Source organism: Paenibacillus beijingensis (assembly GCF_000961095.1).
Lineage (GTDB): Bacteria > Bacillota > Bacilli > Paenibacillales > Paenibacillaceae > Paenibacillus_O > Paenibacillus_O beijingensis.
Window position 1 is genome coordinate 2,795,178 of sequence record NZ_CP011058.1, and the last position, 17,323, is coordinate 2,812,500.

The following is a 17,323-nucleotide window of genomic DNA, read 5'->3' on the forward strand; positions in this document are numbered from 1 at the left end:
GGAGGGGAACACGATGGCAAAATTGCAAATCACCCTCGTTCGCAGTTTGATCGGCCGCAACGAGAAACAGCGCGCAACCGTGAAATCGCTGGGGCTCAAAAAAATCCGTCAGACGGTTGTTCTGAACGATAACCCGGCAATTCGCGGCATGGTCAACCATGTCAACCACCTGGTTAAAGTGGAAGAAGTCCAATAGTTACGATTGATATAAATGGCAACGCAGATTAAATAAGGAGGTGCAACGAACGATGAAATTGCATGAGCTTACTTCCGCACCGGGATCGCGTAAAGAAGGCTACCGCCGCGGACGCGGTATCGGCAGCGGCAACGGCAAAACGGCAGGCCGCGGTCACAAAGGTCAAAACGCTCGTTCCGGCGGCGGTGTTCGTCCTGGATTTGAGGGTGGTCAAAACCCGCTGTACCGTCGTCTGCCGAAGCGCGGCTTCAACAACGTGTTCCGCAAAGAGTATGCGGTTGTGAATATTGAAGAACTGAACGTGTTTGCAGCGGGCTCCGAAGTGACTCCGGAATTGCTGATCGAGAAAGGGATCGTCAAAAATCCACTTAGCGGCATCAAAATTCTGGGCAACGGAGACGTTACAGTTCAGCTTACAGTAAAAGCAAACAAGTTCTCTCAATCTGCGGTAGAGAAAATTCAAGCTGCCGGCGGTAAAACCGAGGTGATCTAATGTTTAAGACGGTTTCAAACATTTGGAAAGTGGAAGACCTTCGCAAGAGGATCCTCTTTACACTTTTCATTTTGCTTGTTTACCGCATCGGATCTTTCATACCGGTGCCCAACATCAATAAGGATGTATTCACCTCAGTGAATCAGACCGGAGCCGATTTGTTTGGTCTGTTGAACACCTTTTCGGGCGGCGCGCTGTTTCAATTCTCTATCTTCGCGATCGGGATTATGCCGTACATTACGGCCTCCATTATCGTCCAGCTGCTTTCGATGGATGTTATTCCAAAGTTTGCGGAATGGGCGAAGGAGGGCGAGAACGGCAAGAAAAAGCTGGCGCAAATTACGCGTTACGGTACGATCATTCTGGGCCTCGTCCAGGGTTTCGCAACCGCAATCGGCTTTAACCGCCAGTATCAATTCCAGATGGTCATCGAGCCGACCTTTTGGACCTATCTGATGATCGCCATCGTCCTGACGGCAGGAACAGCCTTCCTGATGTGGCTTGGCGAGCAGATAACGGAACGCGGTATCGGCAACGGAATTTCGGTGATTATCTTTGCAGGGATTATCGCGGCGATGCCGGGACATATCCGCAGCATTTACACGACTTACTTTGTTGATCAGACGGATCAAGTGTTCCTGAACATCCTCAAAGTGGTTGCGATCGTAATTGTTGTTATCGCGATTATTATCGGCGTTATTTTCGTCCAGCAGGGAATCCGCAAGATTCCGGTGCAGTACGCCAAGCGCGTAGTCGGACGTAAAATGTACGGCGGTCAATCGACGCATATTCCGCTGAAAATAAACGGGGCGGGCGTGATTCCGGTCATCTTCGCGGTTTCGCTGCTCATGTTCCCGATTACGATCGCGCAGTTCTGGTCGAATCATGCGTGGGCACAATGGATTACCGACCACCTGTACTACGATAAGCCGCTCGGTATGGTGCTTTACATTCTGCTCATTATCGGTTTCACCTTCTTCTACACCTTCGTGCAGATCAATCCTGTGCAAATGGCGGATCAGATGAAGAAGAACGGGGGTTACATCCCGGGAATTCGTCCAGGCAAGCCGACATCGGCATATATTACGAAAGTAATGACGCGGATTACGCTGTTTGGCGCCGTTTTCCTGGCTGTAATATCGATTTTCCCGGTGTTCTTCGGGTCGCTCGCCGGACTGGATCGTTCCATTCAGCTCGGAGGCACCTCGCTGCTCATCGTCATTGGCGTCGCGCTTGATACGATGAAACAGATCGAAAGCCAGTTGATCAAACGCCACTACAAAGGGTTTATCAATAAATAATAATAGGTTCTGAACGGGCTGCCCGCGATTGAGCATTACGACAAGCCGGGTTTTAGCCCGCCCGAGCCTATTGTGCTTAAAGCGAGGAAAGCTAGGATGAACATTCTATTTATGGGCCCTCCGGGAGCCGGCAAAGGCACCCAGGCCGAAAGAATTGTAGAGCAATTCGGCGTTCCGCACATTTCGACGGGTGATGCATTCCGGCTTGCTATGAAGCAGGGGACGCCGCTCGGACAGAAAGCGAAAGAGTTCGTCGACCAGGGGCTGCTCGTTCCGGATGAGATTACGAATGGAATCGTCCGCGAACGGTTGATGCTTGAAGACTGCGGCAAAGGATTTCTGCTTGACGGATTTCCGCGTACGATTCAGCAGGCAGAAGCGCTTGATGGAATGCTGGCTGAGATGGGACGGCAAATCGATCACGTCATCAACCTGAAAGTCGACCGCGGGCTGCTGCTCGCAAGGCTGACAGGAAGACGGATCTGCAAATCCTGCGGCTCAACGTACCATCTTGAGTTCAACCCGCCGAAACAGGAAGGCGTCTGCGACAAATGCGGCGGTGAACTGTATCAGCGTTCGGATGATACGGAAGAGAAAGTCGGAAATCGTCTTGACGAGTACATCAGCAAGACGGCGCCGCTTCTCGGATATTACGAAGATAAAGGTCTTTTGCGCGAAGTGAACGGTGAGAAGGAAATCGACGAGGTTACGGCCGATATCGTATCCTGCTTGCGGGGTTCGGGCGAATGATTATTTGTAAGTCTGAAGCAGAGCTGCGTTTCATGAGGGAAGCCGGCCGCATTGTGGCTGAGACGCACCGCTTAATGGAGAAGTCGATCCGGCCGGGCATTACGACCCGCGAGCTGGACGAGATCGCCGAAAAGTACATTCGCAGTCAAGGCGCCATTCCATCGTTTAAAGGCTACAATCAGTTTCCTGGCAGCATTTGCGCTTCTGTAAACGACGAGTTGGTACATGGCATTCCGGGGCCGCGCAAGCTGAATGAGGGCGACATTATTTCGCTCGATATCGGCGCACAGTACGAAGGATTCCATGGCGATTCGGCTTGGACCTATGGAGTAGGCTCCATTTCGGACGAGGCGAAGAGATTGCTTGAAGTAACCGAGCAGTCGCTTTATGCGGGCCTTGAGCTGGTCAAACCGGATGTTAGGCTGTACACGGTATCGCATGCGATCCAGAAAGTCGTGGAAGCCGCCGGCTTCTCGATTGTACGGGAATATGTAGGGCATGGAATTGGTCAGGATCTTCATGAAGAACCGCAAATTCCGAACTACGGTATCCCGGACAGAGGTCCGCGGCTGAAGCCGGGTATGGTGCTCGCCATCGAGCCGATGGTGAATATCGGGGAACGGTATGTTCGCACGTTGCAGGACAACTGGACGGTTGTGACGCAGGACGGCTCCTGGTGCGCTCATTTCGAGCACACGGTAGCCGTGACGGAGAGCGGTTGTGAGATTTTGACGAAATTGCCGGATACGGAGTAAGCGGGAATGGAAGTGCCCGCAGAAATCGGCCAAATCGTCAAGGTGCTTCGTGGCAAGGATGAAGGCGGATTTGCCGTCATTGTCCGGATCGTAGATGATCGCTTCGTAGCGATTGCCGACGGGGATAAGAAGCGGTTCGATCAGCCGAAGAAGAAGAACATCCAGCATCTTCAGTTACTGCCGGCTGTGAGCAGCATCGTCGCGGACAGCATCTCCGAGACAGGCCGGGTGACCAACGCAAAGCTTCGATTCGCGATTCAGAAGTATTGCAACGGAAAGGAGAACGACGATGGCCAAGGAAGACGTCATTGAGGTCGAAGGTACGGTTATTGAACCATTGCCAAATGCCATGTTCAAGGTGGAACTGGAGAACGGTCATCAGATTCTGGCCCATGTATCCGGAAAGCTCAGAATGCACTTTATCCGCATTCTGACGGGAGACAAAGTGGTCATTCAGTTATCGCCTTATGATTTATCAAGAGGACGCATTACCTATCGGAAGTAGGCCGCTTAAGGCCGGCTGACGAAGGATTCGGGAGGTAATCACAATGAAGGTAAGACCTTCGGTCAAGCCGATTTGCGAGAAATGCAAAGTCATTCGTCGCAAAGGCAACGTGATGGTGATTTGTGAAAATCCGAAACACAAACAAAAACAAGGTTAAGAAGGGAGGAACCCCATAATGGCACGTATAGCTGGTGTTGACTTGCCGCGTGACAAACGCGTTGAAATCGCGCTCCAGTACATTTTCGGAATCGGTAAAACGACCGCTCAACACGTTATTGCCGAAACCGGAATCGATGCGAACACTCGCGTTCGCGATCTGACGGAAGACGAAGTAAGCAAACTGCGTGAAACGATCGACAAATCGATTAAAGTGGAAGGCGACCTTCGCCGCGAAATTTCGCTGAACATCAAACGTCTGATCGAGATCGGCAGCTACCGCGGTATTCGCCACCGTCGCGGATTGCCGGTACGCGGACAACGTACGAAAACAAACGCACGGACGCGCAAAGGTCCTCGTCGGACTGTAGCGAACAAGAAGAAGTAATAAGGGGGGATAATCGACAATGGCTAAACCGAAAAAAGTGGTTCGTACTAAACGCCGTGACCGGAAAAATATCGATTCTGGCGTAGCGCACATCCGCTCTACGTTCAACAATACGATCGTAACGATCACTGACCCTCACGGAAATGCGATTTCCTGGGCAAGCTCCGGCAACCTCGGATTCAAAGGTTCCCGTAAAAGCACGCCTTTCGCAGCGCAAATGGCAGCGGAATCCGCAGCCAAGGCTGCAATGGAACATGGCATGAAAGTGGTTGAGGTTATGGTTAAAGGCCCTGGCGCAGGCCGCGAAGCTGCAATCCGCTCGCTGCAAGCTGCAGGTCTTGAAGTTAACCTCATTAAAGACGTTACGCCGGTACCGCATAACGGATGCCGTCCGCCGAAACGTCGTCGCGTGTAGTTACTCTCCTGTGGTATCAAATTACGACAACTTGTGAATAATGGTTGTGAAGGTTTGGCATACTACAAGAATTTGACGTTAGTGAACGGTACTGATACGGAGCGACGTTTGAAGGAGGGTACTATAGTGATAGAGATCGAAAAGCCGAAAATCGAAACCGTGGAGCTTAGCGATGACGGAGCTTATGGACGATTCGTCGTTGAGCCTCTGGAACGCGGATACGGAACGACGCTCGGAAATTCGCTTCGCCGCATCTTGCTGTCGTCTTTGCCGGGAGCGGCTGTGACGAGTGTACAGATCGACGGAGTGCTTCACGAGTTTTCCACGATTCCCGGAGTAATCGAAGACGTTACGGAGATTATTTTGAACCTGAAAGGCCTGTCGCTGAAAATCCACTCCGATGAAGAAAAGGTGTTGGAAATTGACGCGGAAGGCGAAGGGAACGTAACGGCCGGTGATATTCGCGCAGACAGCGATGTTGAGATTTTAAGCCCTGATCTTCATATCGCAACCTTGGCCTCCGGCGCGCGGCTCCATATGCGGATTTTCGCCAATCGGGGACGCGGTTACGTGCAAGCGGACCGCAACAAGAAAGAAGATCAACCGATCGGCGTCATTCCGGTAGATTCGATATACACGCCCATTACCCGTGTCAACTACAGCGTTGAGAATACCCGTGTCGGCCAAGTGACCAACTATGACAAGCTTACTTTAGAAGTTTGGACCGACGGAAGCATCCGGCCTGAAGAGGCTGTGAGCCTCGGCGCTAAAATTTTGACCGAGCATTTGGACCTGTTCGTCGGATTGACCGATGAAGCCAAAGACGCGGAAATCATGGTTGAGAAGGAAGAAGACAAGAAAGAAAAAGTACTCGAGATGACGATCGAGGAACTTGATCTTTCCGTCCGTTCCTACAACTGTCTGAAACGTGCCGGCATCAACACCGTTCAAGAGCTGATCACGAAAACCGAAGAGGATATGATGAAGGTCCGCAACCTGGGCCGTAAATCGCTCGAGGAAGTTCAAGAGAAGCTTGAGGAGCTCGGTTTGGGCCTTCGCATGGAAGACTAGCATCGACAAGCCGCTCCGGCATCAAGGAGCGATCGTATACAAATCAAACAAGCATAGACAAGTAACCGGTGCGAATTGTTTTGCTGCGGCAGCAATTAGCTTTTGCATGTAAAAGGGATTCTGCTCGCGCAATACAACGAAGCCTGTTACGAACGGTTTTGCTTCCAGCATCGCCTGAGCTTATGCTTACGAAGCGGTTTGCTGGCAAAACCTAAGCATTATGCTTACGAAGTGGTTTTGTCTCCGACAAAACCTAAGTTTTGGCTTACGAAGTGGTTTTGCCGCTGGCAAAACCTTAAGGAGGGGAAAAAAGAAATGGCATATTCCAAATTGGGCCGTGACGCAAGCGCGCGTAAAGCTCTGTTCCGCGATCTTGTCACCGACCTGTTCCTGTATGAGCGCATTCAAACGACCGAAGCGAAAGCGAAAGAAGTTCGCTCGATCGCGGAGAAGCTGATCACGCTGGCAAAACGCGGCGATCTGCATGCCCGTCGTCAAGTAGCGGCTTTTGTTCGTCGCGAAACGATCAACGGGGAGCAAGATGCGATCCAAAAGCTGTTCTCCGAACTGGCCACCCGTTACTCGGAACGTGCGGGCGGATACACACGGATTCTGAAGCTGGGACCTCGCCGTGGTGACTCGGCTCCCATGGTATTTTTGGAACTGGTGGATCGTGCGTAAATGAGAGAAAGGGTGGACCTTCGAGGCCACCTTTTTTTCTTTTCCGGAGAAGATTCACGGCGCAGGATAAATGCAAAGAAAAGTTGTGAAAAATGGCCGCTGCGCGGACGTAGTTGATCTTCCGATCGCTGCTGTAGCTGGATCGTCTTGATTATATAACCCATGCTCGCCGTGCTATCTTCGTTCCTTTAACATTGAGAACAATGACCGAAAATCCTTTGCCGGTATTTCAAGGCAGGTGCTCCCTTTCTCTTGGGGGAAAGAGGGGATTCGCTGCTTCAAGACCCCAAGCAGCGGGAAACTGAAGTTAGACTCAATGTGCAACTCAGGCGCTAACAAGCCATCCTCCTGCCGGGGAAGATACAGGCGGGCAGAACTCTTTCGTAAGGGTGGAAATCGTTGAATATCAAGATGACGTTAAGCTACGACGGAACGAACTATAACGGCTTTCAAACGCAGCCGGCAGGCAATACGGTGCAGGACCTCATAGAGGCTGCGATCGAGCAGCTGACGGGAGAACGTCTCAAAATTACCGGATCGGGCCGGACGGACGCGGGCGTGCATGCGCGCGGCTTCGTATTTAATTTTTATACGAATTCGCAAATTCCGGTCAAAAGATGGGCGCTTGCGCTCAACAGCCGGCTGCCGCACGACATCGTCGTTCTCGATGCGGCGGAAGTGGACGATGACTTTCATTCCAGACGCTGCGCAAAGCGCAAGACGTACCGTTACTCGATCGACCGCAGCAAGTTTCGGGATGTGTTCGTCCGTCATACTCACTTTCATCATCCGATGCCGCTTGATGTGCCGGCTATGCGGCAGGCGCTTAAGCATCTGCTTGGAACGCACGATTATACGTCGTTTACGTCCACGCGTTCGACAAAGCAATCGCATGTGCGGACGATTTTCGAAGCCCATCTCGTGGAAGAGGGACCTATGCTCCACCTGTATATAACCGGCAGCGGCTTTTTGTATAATATGGTCCGGATCATAACGGGAACGCTCATGTGGGTCGGGGAAGGCAAAATGCAGCCCGACGATTTTGCGCGTATTTTGCAGGCGAGGAACCGCAGCTGCGCCGGGCCTACTGCGATGGCGCATGGCCTGACTCTATGGCAGGTGGAGTATTAGCAGACCATCCGTGTGCGCCCTATTGAGGGAGAGCGCTGCGCTGGTGAATTGCTGCCGGCGCCGGCCATAAATAGCATGAAAAGCGCTAAAATAAAACACTTTAATACAGCCGAAAAGCCTTGCGCTAGACACCTGTTTATATTATAATATAACTTGTGCTTTCTTATTGGCTCTCCCACAGCCCCGCATAAGAAGGCCGCAAAGTAGGCTTGGTTTTAAGTATTATTCGTAGGTAACAACCGTTTTAACATCTATGAACTTTACTACAGCAAATAACCTTGAAACTTGAACGTTTCAACATAAATGAACCTGTTACGTAATTTGAAGGAGGATCATCCATGCGTACCACCTATATGGCGAAGCCCAACGAAGTTGAGCGCAAATGGCACGTCATCGACGCTACCGGCAAAACGCTGGGACGTCTGGCCAGCGAAGCGGCGATCTTGATTCGCGGCAAACACAAACCTCAATTTACTCCTCATGTTGATTGCGGCGATTTCGTCGTTATCATCAACGCTGAGAAAATTGAACTGACAGGCAACAAATGGCAAGACAAGAAATACTACCGTCACTCCCTGTATCCGGGTGGTCTGAAAGTGACGACGGCTTCGGACATGGTCAAGAACAAGCCGGAACGTATGTTGGAGCTTGCGGTTCACGGCATGCTGCCGAAAAACCGTCTTGGCGACAAATTGAAGCTGAAGCTGAAAGTCTATGCAGGTTCGGAACATCCACATCAAGCACAAAACCCAGAAGTTTACGAACTTCGCGGTTAATTAGAGGGAGGACAGTTTCATGGCTCAAGTGCAATACTATGGAACCGGTCGTCGTAAACACTCCGTAGCACGCGTTCGTCTCGTGCCGGGTGAAGGACGAATCATTGTAAATAAACGCGATCTGAACGAATATTTTGGTCTGGAAACGCTCAAACTGATCGTTAAACAACCGCTGACGCTGACCGAAACGACCGGCAAATACGACGTGCTCGTTATCGCTCATGGCGGCGGCATCTCCGGACAAGCCGGCGCAATCCGTCACGGTATCTCCCGTGCGCTGCTCAAAGCCGATCCGGAATTCCGTCCGGCTCTGAAACGCGCCGGATTCCTGACGCGTGATCCACGCATGAAAGAACGTAAGAAATACGGCCTTAAAGCGGCTCGTCGCGCTCCTCAGTTCTCGAAACGTTAATTGGAGAGCCGGCTGGACCGGTTTACAAAATACCTTTCTCGCCTCAAAACGGGAAAGGTATTTTTTTACCCTTTTTCAATGACAAAAAAAGGGTAATGTTTCACGTGGATCGTTTCTTATCTTTTATACATGTTATATAGGCGATGGAGAGGACGGATGAAGCATGAAAACCCCTTTGTACTTTAATCACGACGGTGGCGTGGACGATCTTGTGTCCCTCTTTTTGCTGCTGCAGATGGAAAATGTGGAGCTGATCGGCGTTTCGGTCATCGATGCCGACTGTTATGTGGAGCCGGCCGTATCGGCCAGCCGCAAAATCATCGACCGTTTTGGCGCGAAGCGGTCAGGGGGAAGGCTGGAAGTGGCCCGTTCCAACTCCCGCGGTAAAAACCCGTTTCCGAAAGAGTGGCGGATGCATGCGTTTTATGTCGACGCGCTGCCCATTCTAAATGAATCGGGCCATGTGGAGACGCCGCTTGCTGCGTTTCCGGCGCATAAGGACCTGATTTCCAAAGTCAGCGCCAGCGACAAGCCGGTCACGCTGCTGTTCACCGGTCCGCTTACGGATCTGGCGCGGGCGCTCGACGAAGCTCCGGAGCTGGAGAACAACATCGCGAAGCTGTACTGGATGGGCGGTACGTTTTTGCCGGACGGCAATGTGGCCGAACCCGAGCACGACGGAACGGCGGAATGGAACGCGTTCTGGGATCCTGAAGCGGCCGCTCGCGTATGGGAAAGCGGCATCGAGATTGAGATGGTGGCGCTGGAGAGCACGAACAAAGTGCCGCTTACGCTGGATGTGCGGGCGCAGTGGGCACACAAGCGCCGCTTTGAGGGTATCGATTTTGTCGGGCAGTGCTATGCGATGGTCCCGCCGCTCGTCCATTTTGCGACGAATTCGACCTATTACTTGTGGGATGTGCTGACGACAGTCATCATTGGCCGGCCCGGCCTCGTCCGCTCCAGATCCGCGATCTGCGCGGTCATCCCGGACGGACCGTCCCAGGGACGTACGGTGGAGACGCCGGACGGCCGCCCTGTCAACGTGGTGGAGGACGTCGATGCGGAAGCATTTTTCGCCTACATGACGGACTTGGCGGCTGCCGCAAAATCGTGACAAGCGCCCAGTGCATAAGATAGACGGCCGGCTTAGCGTTCAATTGGATGCCAGAAGGGGAAACGGCCGATCATTACCACAATTAAAGCATTGAACAATAGCGGCTTTGGACGTATAATTTAATTAATGCATACAAAGTTACTAGGAATTTATATGGAGGTAATTGCGAGATGAACTTATTGGAAAAAGAAGCGCTCGTTACGCAGAAAGCGGTTGAGCTGGAGGATGCGACTCCTGAAGCGATTCTGAAATATGCGGTCGAAACGTTCCCGAATATTACGTTTGCGTGCAGCTTTGGCGCCGAAGACGTCGTGCTCGTCGACATGCTGCAGAAGATCAGCCCGAAGACGGACATTTTTTATTTGGATACGGACTTTCACTTCAAGGAAACCTATGAAACGCGCGACCGTCTGGAGCAGCATTACAACATGAAGTTCGTACGGGTATCGCCGGTGCTGACACCGGAGGAGCAGGCGGAGAAGCACGGAGCCGAGCTGTGGAAAAGCGACCCGAACGCATGCTGCAACATCCGTAAGGTTGAGCCGCTGACACGTATCTTGTCCAAATACGATGCCTGGATTACCGGTATCCGCCGCGATCAGGCGCCGACACGCGCCAACGCGAAGAAAGTGGAATACGATACGAAATTCGGTCTCATCAAGTTTAATCCGATTGCAAGCTGGACGTCGGAAGACGTTTGGAACTATATCCGCTCCAACAATATCATTTACAACCCGCTGCATGACAACCACTACCCAAGCATCGGCTGCGAATACTGTACCCGCCAAGTTATGCCGGGCGAAGACCCGCGTGCCGGACGCTGGTCGGGTAATGAAAAGACGGAATGCGGACTTCATAAGTAATTGAAGCGGACAAGGATCAACGAGGAGGAGAACGTAAATAATGAGCAATATTAAACCTCACGGCGGCGAACTGGTCAACCGAGTCGCCGAAGGCGCGCAGCGGGAACAGCTGCTAAGCGAAGCGAAAGGCTTGAAATCCGTTACGATCGACAGTTGGACGGTATCGGATCTGGATCTGATCGGCGTGGGCGCTTTTTCGCCGCTGACCGGCTTCCTGAATGAGACGGACTATCGTTCCGTTGTCGACAACATACGGCTTGCGAATGGCCTCGTTTGGAGCATTCCGATTACACTGGCCGTCGAAGCGGCGAAAGCGGCCGAGCTTGCGGCAGGCGAGCGCGTTGCTCTGATTGGCGAAGACGGCGTCGTCTACGGCATTCTGGACGTGGAGAGCATCTACAGCGTCGATCAGAAGCATGAGGCGGTTAACGTATTCAAAACCGACGATCTGGAGCATCCGGGCGTCAAAAAGCTGTTTTCCCGTCCTTCCACTTACGTGGGCGGCCCGATTACGGTGCTGAACCGTCCGCAGCCGGACAAATTTGGCGAGTTTTATTTTGATCCGAGCGAAACGAGAGCGATTTTTGCGGACAAAGGATGGAATACCGTCGTCGGCTTCCAAACCCGCAACCCGGTTCACCGCGCACATGAATTTATTCAAAAATGCGCCATGGAAATTGTGGACGGCCTGTTCCTTAATCCGCTCGTCGGCGAAACGAAATCCGATGATGTGCCGGCAAACGTGCGCATGAAGAGCTATCTGGCGCTGCTGGAAAACTATTATCCGCAAAACCGCGCGTTCCTCGGCGTGTTCCCGGCGGCAATGCGCTATGCGGGACCGCGCGAAGCGATTTTCCATGCGATGGTGCGCAAAAACTATGGCTGCACCCACTTTATCGTGGGACGCGACCATGCCGGCGTAGGCGACTACTACGGAACGTACGAGGCGCAGGATCTGCTCAAGTCGTTCCCGGCCGAAGACCTCGGTATTACGCCGCTTTATTTCGAGCACAGCTTCTTCTGCAAGAAGTGCAACAACATGGCGACCAGCAAAACGTGTCCGCACGACAAGTCGGAGCATCTGACGCTGTCCGGAACAAAAGTGCGCGCCATGCTGCGCGACGGCATCTGCCCGCCGCCTGAATTCTCCCGTCCGGAAGTGGCGAAGATTCTGATCGAAGGCATGTCGGAGCAGCCGGTCAATAACTAAATCGATAGGCCCGTGAACGGGCTATCATATTCAGCCACCCTGTCCCATATACATGATAACGGGTCCGGTGCTTATCCAAGCCCCGACTATTATCTTGCTGTGGGACGGGGTGGCTTTGTCTATGAAGAAACAATCCGTGACGGGCGGCCGCAGAGGCGGCAGGCGGAGCGTTTTTTTTCGCAAACGCGTCATTGTATGGATGAGTCCCCGGGGCGTGCTGCGGATCGCAATCGGGCTCTCCATGATCGTTCTTGTCGCCTGGATGCTCGGCAAGGAAGTGCCGGTATCGCGCACATGGACCTATTGGACGCTGCCGCTGTCGGGCAAGACGATCGTGCTGGACGCCGGTCACGGCGGGGTGGACGGAGGCGCCGTCAGCAGGGAAGGCTATATCGAGAAGGATCTCAATTTGGCGATCGCGCTCCATTTGCGGGATTACCTGCAGCAGGCCGGAGCTGTCGTCTACATGACGCGGGAAGGCGACTACGACCTGGCAGGCAGCGGAACAACGGGTTATTCCAAGCGAAAAACCGAAGATTTGCTGCAGCGGGTCCAGTTCGTGAAAGACCGGGGGGCCAGCATGGTGGTCAGCATCCACATGAACAGCATCCCGTCCTCGAAATGGTCCGGGGCGCAGACGTTTTATTATCCGAGCTATCCGGATAACGCATCGCTGGCCGCTCTGATCCAGAGCGAAATTACGCGCAATCTCGAAAATACAAAGCGGGTCGCTTCGACGGTTAATACCGTCTATTTGCTCAAAGCGCTGGAGAGTGTGCCGAGCGCGCTCGTGGAGGTCGGTTTCCTGTCCAATCCCGGAGAGGCGCAGCTGCTGGCGGATGCGGAATATCAGAAAAAAGTGGCGGCGTCCATTTATCAAGGCATTTTGCGTTACAGCAGCGGCGAGCGGTTGCCCGGCAGCGGCGAACGGCCGTCCGATAGTGGCGAACGGCTGCCCCGAAGCGCTGAACGACCGCCTGGAAGTGGCAAAGCGGCTGGAAAATAACGGATGGGTTCAAAGCATTTGTAAAGCTTGTCTGCGGGTGCGGACAGCCGTCTTGGAAGGAACCGGGACTATGCTATAATAGACACAGTTGGAAAGAAAGTGCAGCGAAAGCGGCCATTTTAGCGAATCCGGGGTGGGCATATCGATGTTGACACGTGAGCAAGTGCTTGATGCCATGAATGCTTTTATAGAAGAAAGCGCTGCGGACCAAATCGCGGTCCGCGACGTGATGGTGCAGGGCCGTCAAGTTTCACTGACGGTCCTGACCGTCAGCGGGGAGGCGGAGCCCCCGCTGGAAGCCGCGCTGCGCGCAGCGCTGCAGCGCGCAGGGGCCGAAACCGTGCACTTCCGGTTTCGGGCCCTCGAGGGCGCCGCGGGCGGCGCAGGCACGGGCGCGCCGCAGGCGGAGCGGGCGGCCGGCGGCGCGGGCAAAGCCGCTGCCGCGGGCGCAGGCGCGAAAGGCCCCGTGAAAGGGCACGGGGCCGGGCTTAGCAGCCCGCTGCTGGCCGAAGGCAGCGGGGTGCAGTTCATCGCCGTCGCCAGCGGCAAGGGCGGCGTCGGCAAATCGACCGTCACCGTCAATCTGGCGGTGGCGCTCGCCCGCAAGGGCAAGCGTGTCGGCCTGATCGACGCCGACATTTACGGATTCAGCGTGCCCGATATGATGGGCATCGAGGAGCGGCCGCAGGTCGTGAACGGCCGCATCATTCCGATCGAGCGCTTCGGCGTCAAAGTGATCAGCATGGGCTTTTTCGTCGAGGATAATGCTCCGGTCGTATGGCGCGGTCCGATGCTCGGCCGGATGCTTAGAAATTTCTTCGCGGAGATCGAGTGGGGAGAGCTTGATTACGTTCTGCTTGATCTGCCGCCGGGAACGGGGGATGTGGCGCTGGACGTTCACCAGATTCTCCCGCAGAGCAAAGAAATAATCGTGACGACGCCTCATGCGACGGCGGCTTTTGTTGCCGCGCGGGCCGGCGCGATGGCCATTCAGACCGAACACGAAATATTGGGCGTCGTCGAAAATATGGCTTACTACGCCTGCTGCAGCTGCGGCGAGAAAGAATACATATTCGGCCGCGGCGGCGGAGCCCGGCTCGCGGAATCGCTGCATACCGATCTGCTGGCCCAGCTTCCGCTCGGCCAGCCGGACAATCATCCGTCCGAGCCTGATTTCTCGCCTTCCGTATATAAGGCGGAATCCGAGACCGGAGCGATCTATTTGGAACTGGCAGCCCGTATTATTGCAAAAACGGGGCAGGAGTAGCCGCAAAGACTCAGCCTCGTCCATCATATTGCCAATCACCGCTATGGTCCTAGCGGCTTAAGCTGCCGGGCCGGGCCGGTGGCCGGATCGAAGCTGTGGGCGGCCGAACAGGCGATGCGGAGCGCAGCCGGGCAAAACCGACGCGCTGTACGATCGGGCGCCCCCCGATATGCGGCTGCCGCCAAAGCGCCTCAAACCATAAACGGCTTGTGCCGTCCGTGAAGCGGACAGCGCAAGCCGTTTCCACTTGTTGAGCGGATGTCCTCGGGCAATCCAGCCGATTAACTGGAGGACTCGCCTTCGCCGCCACCGTCACCGCCGCCGTCTTCCGATCCGCCTTCTCCGCCTGAAGTGATTTTTTCATTCGGCTTCGGCTTCAATTCATCCTGGACGGCCTTTTTCATCAAATCCATCATTTCAAGCCGGAAGATCGGATTTTGCATCGTGTCCTGCATGATGCCCATGACCTGTTTGCGGTACTGGGTGCTTTGCAGCACATCAAGTATCATTTTGTCCATCTCGGGATTTTTCATTACTTGGATAAGATCTTTTTGGTACGTCGGATCCTTGAGCAGGTCCTTGTGGATCTCTTTATTTTGTTTGTTGACGGCTTTCGCGAATTCGCCTGCGAAGCGGGTATCCGTCATAAGCTGCTTGATTACTTTGTCATACTCGGGCGAAACGAGCACGTCCTTCACCGCCATGCGGACATTTTCCTTATCCTGGACCGACAGCAATTTCAAGCCGGAACCGCCGCCGCTTGATTGCATGGTCGATTCTTGAAGCGCCTTTTGGGCATCTTCGGTTTTCAGAATATCAATGACCATCGATTTCATATCCTTATAGCTCATCGCTTGACCGCCTCCTCCGGACGGTTCGGAACCGCAGCCTGTGAGCATCGACGCGAGCAGCGCAGTCAAAGCGATTACGGATAACCGAATACGCATGATGTTTATTTTTCCTCCTTCAAATCCCGCTGCGCCCCATAAGCGATCGTGGAGGAGAGGATTTTCGTCTTGGGCGTAGTATGTGTTTAATCCGGCATGATTATCAACGGGGGATCTTAGCATTTTGCCATGTTCATGGTAGAATAAAGGCAACCGTTTCCGGAAGCGGATACAAATGTTGGGAATATTCGGAAAACACGTAGCGGCCGAAGGCGGAAACAAGCTGGGGAGGGTCACAATGAATCTCAGAAAATGGTTTTTTCTGTTTTGGACCTGCATGGCGGTTGGGGGAGCGGTAACTATACTGACAGGCAGCATCATGCAGTGGGCGGATCAGTCATACGGTTTTCTGGGATTGCGTGCTGCCGGATTCAACGCCTTCATGATGGCGCTCGTCGGTCTGCTTATCGGCGCATTCAGCCAAATGGGCTTCTTCGCCTATTTAACGCTGAATTACATTGCCATGAGCGTACTGGGCAAACGTTATTTGTGGATCGCGCTGCAAGCATATACGACGGTTTTCGCATTGGCTTTTATCGGTTATATATTGTTTCAAGGACGTGACCGTCTTGGCGAATGGCTGTTTTGGGGGCTGCCTTTACTTCTTGTCGCCGCCGCAGCGGCTGCGGCGGCCGTCAAATCGCATCTGACCAATAAGAGCGCCATTATACCGACGTTGTTTCTAATGGTGGTGGTGACCGCGATCGAAGCATGGCCCAGCTTTCAAGCGGAAAGCAATGCCGGAGGCATTATTTTTATGATCGTTCCGCTCTTGGCCTGCAACGCTTATCAGATTCTGATGCTGCACCGCTTTGTGAACAAAGAAGAAGCCGGCCCGCGCGTAAAGGCGAAGACGGCTTAATGGCTTCTATTAAAGCTCCATATCTTGGGGCATGGCGTCCGTTGTCTTGTCGCGGACTTCCGTTCCTTTGGCATCGGTCTGTCCGATGAGCTGGCTGACCGTCACAAATTCATATCCATCCGCCCTCAGGCGGTCGATAATGACGGGCAGCGCCTCATGCGTTTGTTTGCAGGAATCGCTGGCATGCAGCAGCACAATATCGCCGGGATGGGCGCGGGAGACGACGCGGTTCACGATTTTGTCCGTGCCGATATTCATCCAGTCGAGCGAATCGGTATCCCATTGAATAACGGTATACCCGAGCTCTTCGGAAATTCGCAGCACCCTTTTATCAAAATCCCCGTTCGGCAAACGGATTAAATTCGGTGTTTTGCCCGTTTCTTGCGTCAGAATGGCATGAGCGGTCTGGATTTGGTTGCGGATCTCCTCATCGCTAAGCTTGCTGTAGTTCTCGTGCTTATGCCCGTGGCTGCCGATTTCAAAACCGTCATCGACAATTTTTTTGACGATATCCGGATGCGTCTGGCTCCAGGGCGAGGAGAGAAAGAACGTTGCGTTAGCGACCTTTTTCTCCTTCAAAACGTTCAGAATCGGTTCGGCTCTTTTGTCTCCCCAGCTGATGTCGAACGTAAGCGCAATTATTTTTTTGTCGGTGGGTACGCTGTAGACGGCGGAAGGCTGCTGTGCGGCAAATACGGTAATGTTATCTTTCTCCGCATAAATAACGCCGGCGGCAAAAATTAAGGCGACTGTAACGAGAAAATACTGTTTGATTTTGCGGCCGTTAAACACGTAGAAATAATTCATCGCCAAGAACTCCTCTCTTGTGGAAGCTTGTTCTTGTACAAATGTATGCTCGTACAGCAAAGTTATTCATGGCGCCGCTGCGGAATCATGCTCATCCGGGAATATACCGGGAGAGATGAACAATTGTGAAACGAGGGAATGAAATGAATTCATGGAAAGCGATAACGGCCCATATCGGGAGCATGCGGGCCTATCTTATTTTTGCCGCTGTGCT

25 protein-coding genes (1 of these 25 running past the window's edge) are annotated in these 17,323 nt (G+C 53.3%); 22 read left to right on the forward strand and 3 right to left on the reverse strand.

Annotated features, from left to right (window positions below):
• Positions 1-13: 13 nt before the first annotated feature.
• From rpmD to VN24_RS12825, 20 genes are all read left to right on the forward strand, one after another.
• A complete protein-coding gene (rpmD, locus tag VN24_RS12730; RefSeq protein ID WP_045670719.1) occupies positions 14-196 on the forward strand; it encodes a 50S ribosomal protein L30 in 183 nt (60 codons plus the stop codon).
• A 52-nt stretch (positions 197-248) separates the two neighbouring features.
• Positions 249-689, forward strand: coding sequence for a 50S ribosomal protein L15 (rplO, locus tag VN24_RS12735; protein ID WP_045670720.1), 441 nt, complete (start codon positions 249-251; stop codon positions 687-689).
• Entirely contained in the window at positions 689-1,990 is a 1,302-nt protein-coding gene (gene secY, locus VN24_RS12740) for a preprotein translocase subunit SecY (RefSeq protein ID WP_045670721.1), read from the forward strand. The genes rplO and secY overlap by 1 nt, the downstream gene beginning before the upstream one ends.
• Before the next feature lie 96 nt (positions 1,991-2,086).
• Positions 2,087-2,740 carry an adenylate kinase gene (locus VN24_RS12745; protein WP_045670722.1) on the forward strand — a complete coding sequence of 218 codons (654 nt, stop codon included), beginning with the start codon at positions 2,087-2,089 and terminating at the stop codon, positions 2,738-2,740.
• Complete coding sequence (gene map / locus VN24_RS12750) at positions 2,737-3,495, forward strand: type I methionyl aminopeptidase (protein ID WP_045670723.1); 759 nt, start codon at positions 2,737-2,739, stop codon at positions 3,493-3,495. The genes VN24_RS12745 and map overlap by 4 nt, the downstream gene beginning before the upstream one ends.
• Before the next feature lie 6 nt (positions 3,496-3,501).
• Complete coding sequence (locus VN24_RS12755) at positions 3,502-3,807, forward strand: KOW domain-containing RNA-binding protein (RefSeq protein ID WP_045670724.1); 306 nt, start codon at positions 3,502-3,504, stop codon at positions 3,805-3,807.
• Entirely contained in the window at positions 3,785-4,000 is a 216-nt protein-coding gene (infA, locus tag VN24_RS12760; protein WP_015847200.1) for a translation initiation factor IF-1, read from the forward strand. Before VN24_RS12755 ends, infA begins: the two co-directional genes overlap by 23 nt.
• A gap of 43 nt (positions 4,001-4,043) precedes the next feature.
• On the forward strand, positions 4,044-4,157 hold the full coding sequence (gene rpmJ, locus VN24_RS12765; protein WP_003333770.1) for a 50S ribosomal protein L36: 114 nt from the start codon (positions 4,044-4,046) through the stop codon (positions 4,155-4,157).
• Positions 4,158-4,175: 18 nt separating this feature from the next.
• Complete coding sequence (gene rpsM, locus VN24_RS12770) at positions 4,176-4,544, forward strand: 30S ribosomal protein S13 (protein WP_045670725.1); 369 nt, start codon at positions 4,176-4,178, stop codon at positions 4,542-4,544.
• Positions 4,545-4,563: 19 nt separating this feature from the next.
• Positions 4,564-4,959, forward strand: a complete 396-nt coding sequence (rpsK, locus tag VN24_RS12775; RefSeq protein WP_045670726.1) for a 30S ribosomal protein S11 — start codon at positions 4,564-4,566, stop codon at positions 4,957-4,959.
• A 126-nt stretch (positions 4,960-5,085) separates the two neighbouring features.
• Complete coding sequence (locus tag VN24_RS12780) at positions 5,086-6,030, forward strand: DNA-directed RNA polymerase subunit alpha (RefSeq protein ID WP_045670727.1); 945 nt, start codon at positions 5,086-5,088, stop codon at positions 6,028-6,030.
• Between the two features lie 315 nt (positions 6,031-6,345).
• Entirely contained in the window at positions 6,346-6,711 is a 366-nt protein-coding gene (gene rplQ / locus VN24_RS12785) for a 50S ribosomal protein L17 (RefSeq protein ID WP_045670728.1), read from the forward strand.
• Positions 6,712-7,122: 411 nt separating this feature from the next.
• Positions 7,123-7,842, forward strand: coding sequence for a tRNA pseudouridine(38-40) synthase TruA (gene truA, locus VN24_RS12790; RefSeq protein ID WP_045673245.1), 720 nt, complete (start codon positions 7,123-7,125; stop codon positions 7,840-7,842).
• Between the two features lie 338 nt (positions 7,843-8,180).
• Positions 8,181-8,618 (forward strand): 50S ribosomal protein L13, encoded by a 438-nt coding sequence (gene rplM / locus VN24_RS12795; protein ID WP_045670729.1) that lies wholly within the window; start codon positions 8,181-8,183, stop codon positions 8,616-8,618.
• 19 nt (positions 8,619-8,637) lie between these two features.
• Positions 8,638-9,030, forward strand: a complete 393-nt coding sequence (rpsI, locus tag VN24_RS12800) for a 30S ribosomal protein S9 (protein WP_045670730.1) — start codon at positions 8,638-8,640, stop codon at positions 9,028-9,030.
• A 163-nt stretch (positions 9,031-9,193) separates the two neighbouring features.
• The gene (locus VN24_RS12805; RefSeq protein WP_045670731.1) at positions 9,194-10,147 is read left to right on the forward strand and encodes a nucleoside hydrolase; all 954 of its coding nucleotides are present in this window, start codon (positions 9,194-9,196) and stop codon (positions 10,145-10,147) included.
• A 170-nt stretch (positions 10,148-10,317) separates the two neighbouring features.
• Positions 10,318-11,010 carry a phosphoadenylyl-sulfate reductase gene (locus VN24_RS12810; RefSeq protein ID WP_045670732.1) on the forward strand — a complete coding sequence of 231 codons (693 nt, stop codon included), beginning with the start codon at positions 10,318-10,320 and terminating at the stop codon, positions 11,008-11,010.
• A gap of 40 nt (positions 11,011-11,050) precedes the next feature.
• A complete protein-coding gene (gene sat / locus VN24_RS12815) occupies positions 11,051-12,220 on the forward strand; it encodes a sulfate adenylyltransferase (RefSeq protein ID WP_045670733.1) in 1,170 nt (389 codons plus the stop codon).
• A 121-nt stretch (positions 12,221-12,341) separates the two neighbouring features.
• Positions 12,342-13,226: an N-acetylmuramoyl-L-alanine amidase CwlD gene (gene cwlD, locus VN24_RS12820; protein WP_082083744.1), complete on the forward strand. Its 885-nt coding sequence runs from the start codon at positions 12,342-12,344 to the stop codon at positions 13,224-13,226.
• Between the two features lie 145 nt (positions 13,227-13,371).
• The gene (locus VN24_RS12825; protein ID WP_045670734.1) at positions 13,372-14,493 is read left to right on the forward strand and encodes an Mrp/NBP35 family ATP-binding protein; all 1,122 of its coding nucleotides are present in this window, start codon (positions 13,372-13,374) and stop codon (positions 14,491-14,493) included.
• A gap of 49 nt (positions 14,494-14,542) precedes the next feature.
• Here VN24_RS12825 and VN24_RS27380 read toward each other — a convergent pair whose 3' ends face one another.
• A complete protein-coding gene (locus VN24_RS27380) occupies positions 14,543-14,857 on the reverse strand; it encodes a hypothetical protein (RefSeq protein WP_148505234.1) in 315 nt (104 codons plus the stop codon).
• On the reverse strand, positions 14,775-15,440 hold the full coding sequence (gene gerD / locus VN24_RS12835; protein ID WP_045670736.1) for a spore germination lipoprotein GerD: 666 nt from the start codon (positions 15,438-15,440) through the stop codon (positions 14,775-14,777). The genes VN24_RS27380 and gerD overlap by 83 nt, the downstream gene beginning before the upstream one ends.
• 238 nt (positions 15,441-15,678) lie before the next feature.
• On the opposite strand from gerD, the gene VN24_RS12840 reads away from it, so the two are divergent.
• Complete coding sequence (locus VN24_RS12840) at positions 15,679-16,302, forward strand: KinB-signaling pathway activation protein (RefSeq protein WP_045673247.1); 624 nt, start codon at positions 15,679-15,681, stop codon at positions 16,300-16,302.
• Positions 16,303-16,311: 9 nt separating this feature from the next.
• On the opposite strand, the gene pdaB is transcribed toward VN24_RS12840, so the two are convergent.
• Positions 16,312-17,109 carry a polysaccharide deacetylase family sporulation protein PdaB gene (gene pdaB, locus VN24_RS12845; RefSeq protein ID WP_045670737.1) on the reverse strand — a complete coding sequence of 266 codons (798 nt, stop codon included), beginning with the start codon at positions 17,107-17,109 and terminating at the stop codon, positions 16,312-16,314.
• A 143-nt stretch (positions 17,110-17,252) separates the two neighbouring features.
• Between pdaB and VN24_RS12850 the strand changes: the two genes are divergently transcribed.
• Positions 17,253-17,323, forward strand: partial view of a stage II sporulation protein M gene (locus VN24_RS12850; protein WP_045670738.1) — the beginning only. The gene runs 547 nt beyond the window's last position; the window shows 71 of its 618 coding nt (coding positions 1-71); its start codon is at positions 17,253-17,255; its stop codon lies beyond the right edge, outside the window.

Coding starts and splice junctions, on each gene's coding strand:
- secY (WP_045670721.1), top strand. CDS start 689: ATGTTTAAGACGGTTTCAAACATTTGGAAAGTGGAAGACCTTCGCAAG.
- rpsK (WP_045670726.1), top strand. CDS start 4,564: ATGGCTAAACCGAAAAAAGTGGTTCGTACTAAACGCCGTGACCGGAAA.
- rpsI (WP_045670730.1), top strand. CDS start 8,638: ATGGCTCAAGTGCAATACTATGGAACCGGTCGTCGTAAACACTCCGTA.
- rpsM (WP_045670725.1), top strand. CDS start 4,176: ATGGCACGTATAGCTGGTGTTGACTTGCCGCGTGACAAACGCGTTGAA.
- cwlD (WP_082083744.1), top strand. CDS start 12,342: ATGAAGAAACAATCCGTGACGGGCGGCCGCAGAGGCGGCAGGCGGAGC.
- VN24_RS12745 (WP_045670722.1), top strand. CDS start 2,087: ATGAACATTCTATTTATGGGCCCTCCGGGAGCCGGCAAAGGCACCCAG.
- truA (WP_045673245.1), top strand. CDS start 7,123: ATGACGTTAAGCTACGACGGAACGAACTATAACGGCTTTCAAACGCAG.
- rplM (WP_045670729.1), top strand. CDS start 8,181: ATGCGTACCACCTATATGGCGAAGCCCAACGAAGTTGAGCGCAAATGG.
- sat (WP_045670733.1), top strand. CDS start 11,051: ATGAGCAATATTAAACCTCACGGCGGCGAACTGGTCAACCGAGTCGCC.
- rpmJ (WP_003333770.1), top strand. CDS start 4,044: ATGAAGGTAAGACCTTCGGTCAAGCCGATTTGCGAGAAATGCAAAGTC.
- gerD (WP_045670736.1), bottom strand. CDS start 15,440: ATGCGTATTCGGTTATCCGTAATCGCTTTGACTGCGCTGCTCGCGTCG.
- rplO (WP_045670720.1), top strand. CDS start 249: ATGAAATTGCATGAGCTTACTTCCGCACCGGGATCGCGTAAAGAAGGC.
- VN24_RS27380 (WP_148505234.1), bottom strand. CDS start 14,857: ATGAAAAAATCACTTCAGGCGGAGAAGGCGGATCGGAAGACGGCGGCG.
- VN24_RS12825 (WP_045670734.1), top strand. CDS start 13,372: ATGTTGACACGTGAGCAAGTGCTTGATGCCATGAATGCTTTTATAGAA.
- VN24_RS12840 (WP_045673247.1), top strand. CDS start 15,679: ATGAATCTCAGAAAATGGTTTTTTCTGTTTTGGACCTGCATGGCGGTT.
- rpmD (WP_045670719.1), top strand. CDS start 14: ATGGCAAAATTGCAAATCACCCTCGTTCGCAGTTTGATCGGCCGCAAC.
- infA (WP_015847200.1), top strand. CDS start 3,785: ATGGCCAAGGAAGACGTCATTGAGGTCGAAGGTACGGTTATTGAACCA.
- VN24_RS12805 (WP_045670731.1), top strand. CDS start 9,194: ATGAAAACCCCTTTGTACTTTAATCACGACGGTGGCGTGGACGATCTT.
- VN24_RS12755 (WP_045670724.1), top strand. CDS start 3,502: ATGGAAGTGCCCGCAGAAATCGGCCAAATCGTCAAGGTGCTTCGTGGC.
- pdaB (WP_045670737.1), bottom strand. CDS start 17,109: ATGAATTATTTCTACGTGTTTAACGGCCGCAAAATCAAACAGTATTTT.
- VN24_RS12810 (WP_045670732.1), top strand. CDS start 10,318: ATGAACTTATTGGAAAAAGAAGCGCTCGTTACGCAGAAAGCGGTTGAG.
- rplQ (WP_045670728.1), top strand. CDS start 6,346: ATGGCATATTCCAAATTGGGCCGTGACGCAAGCGCGCGTAAAGCTCTG.
- map (WP_045670723.1), top strand. CDS start 2,737: ATGATTATTTGTAAGTCTGAAGCAGAGCTGCGTTTCATGAGGGAAGCC.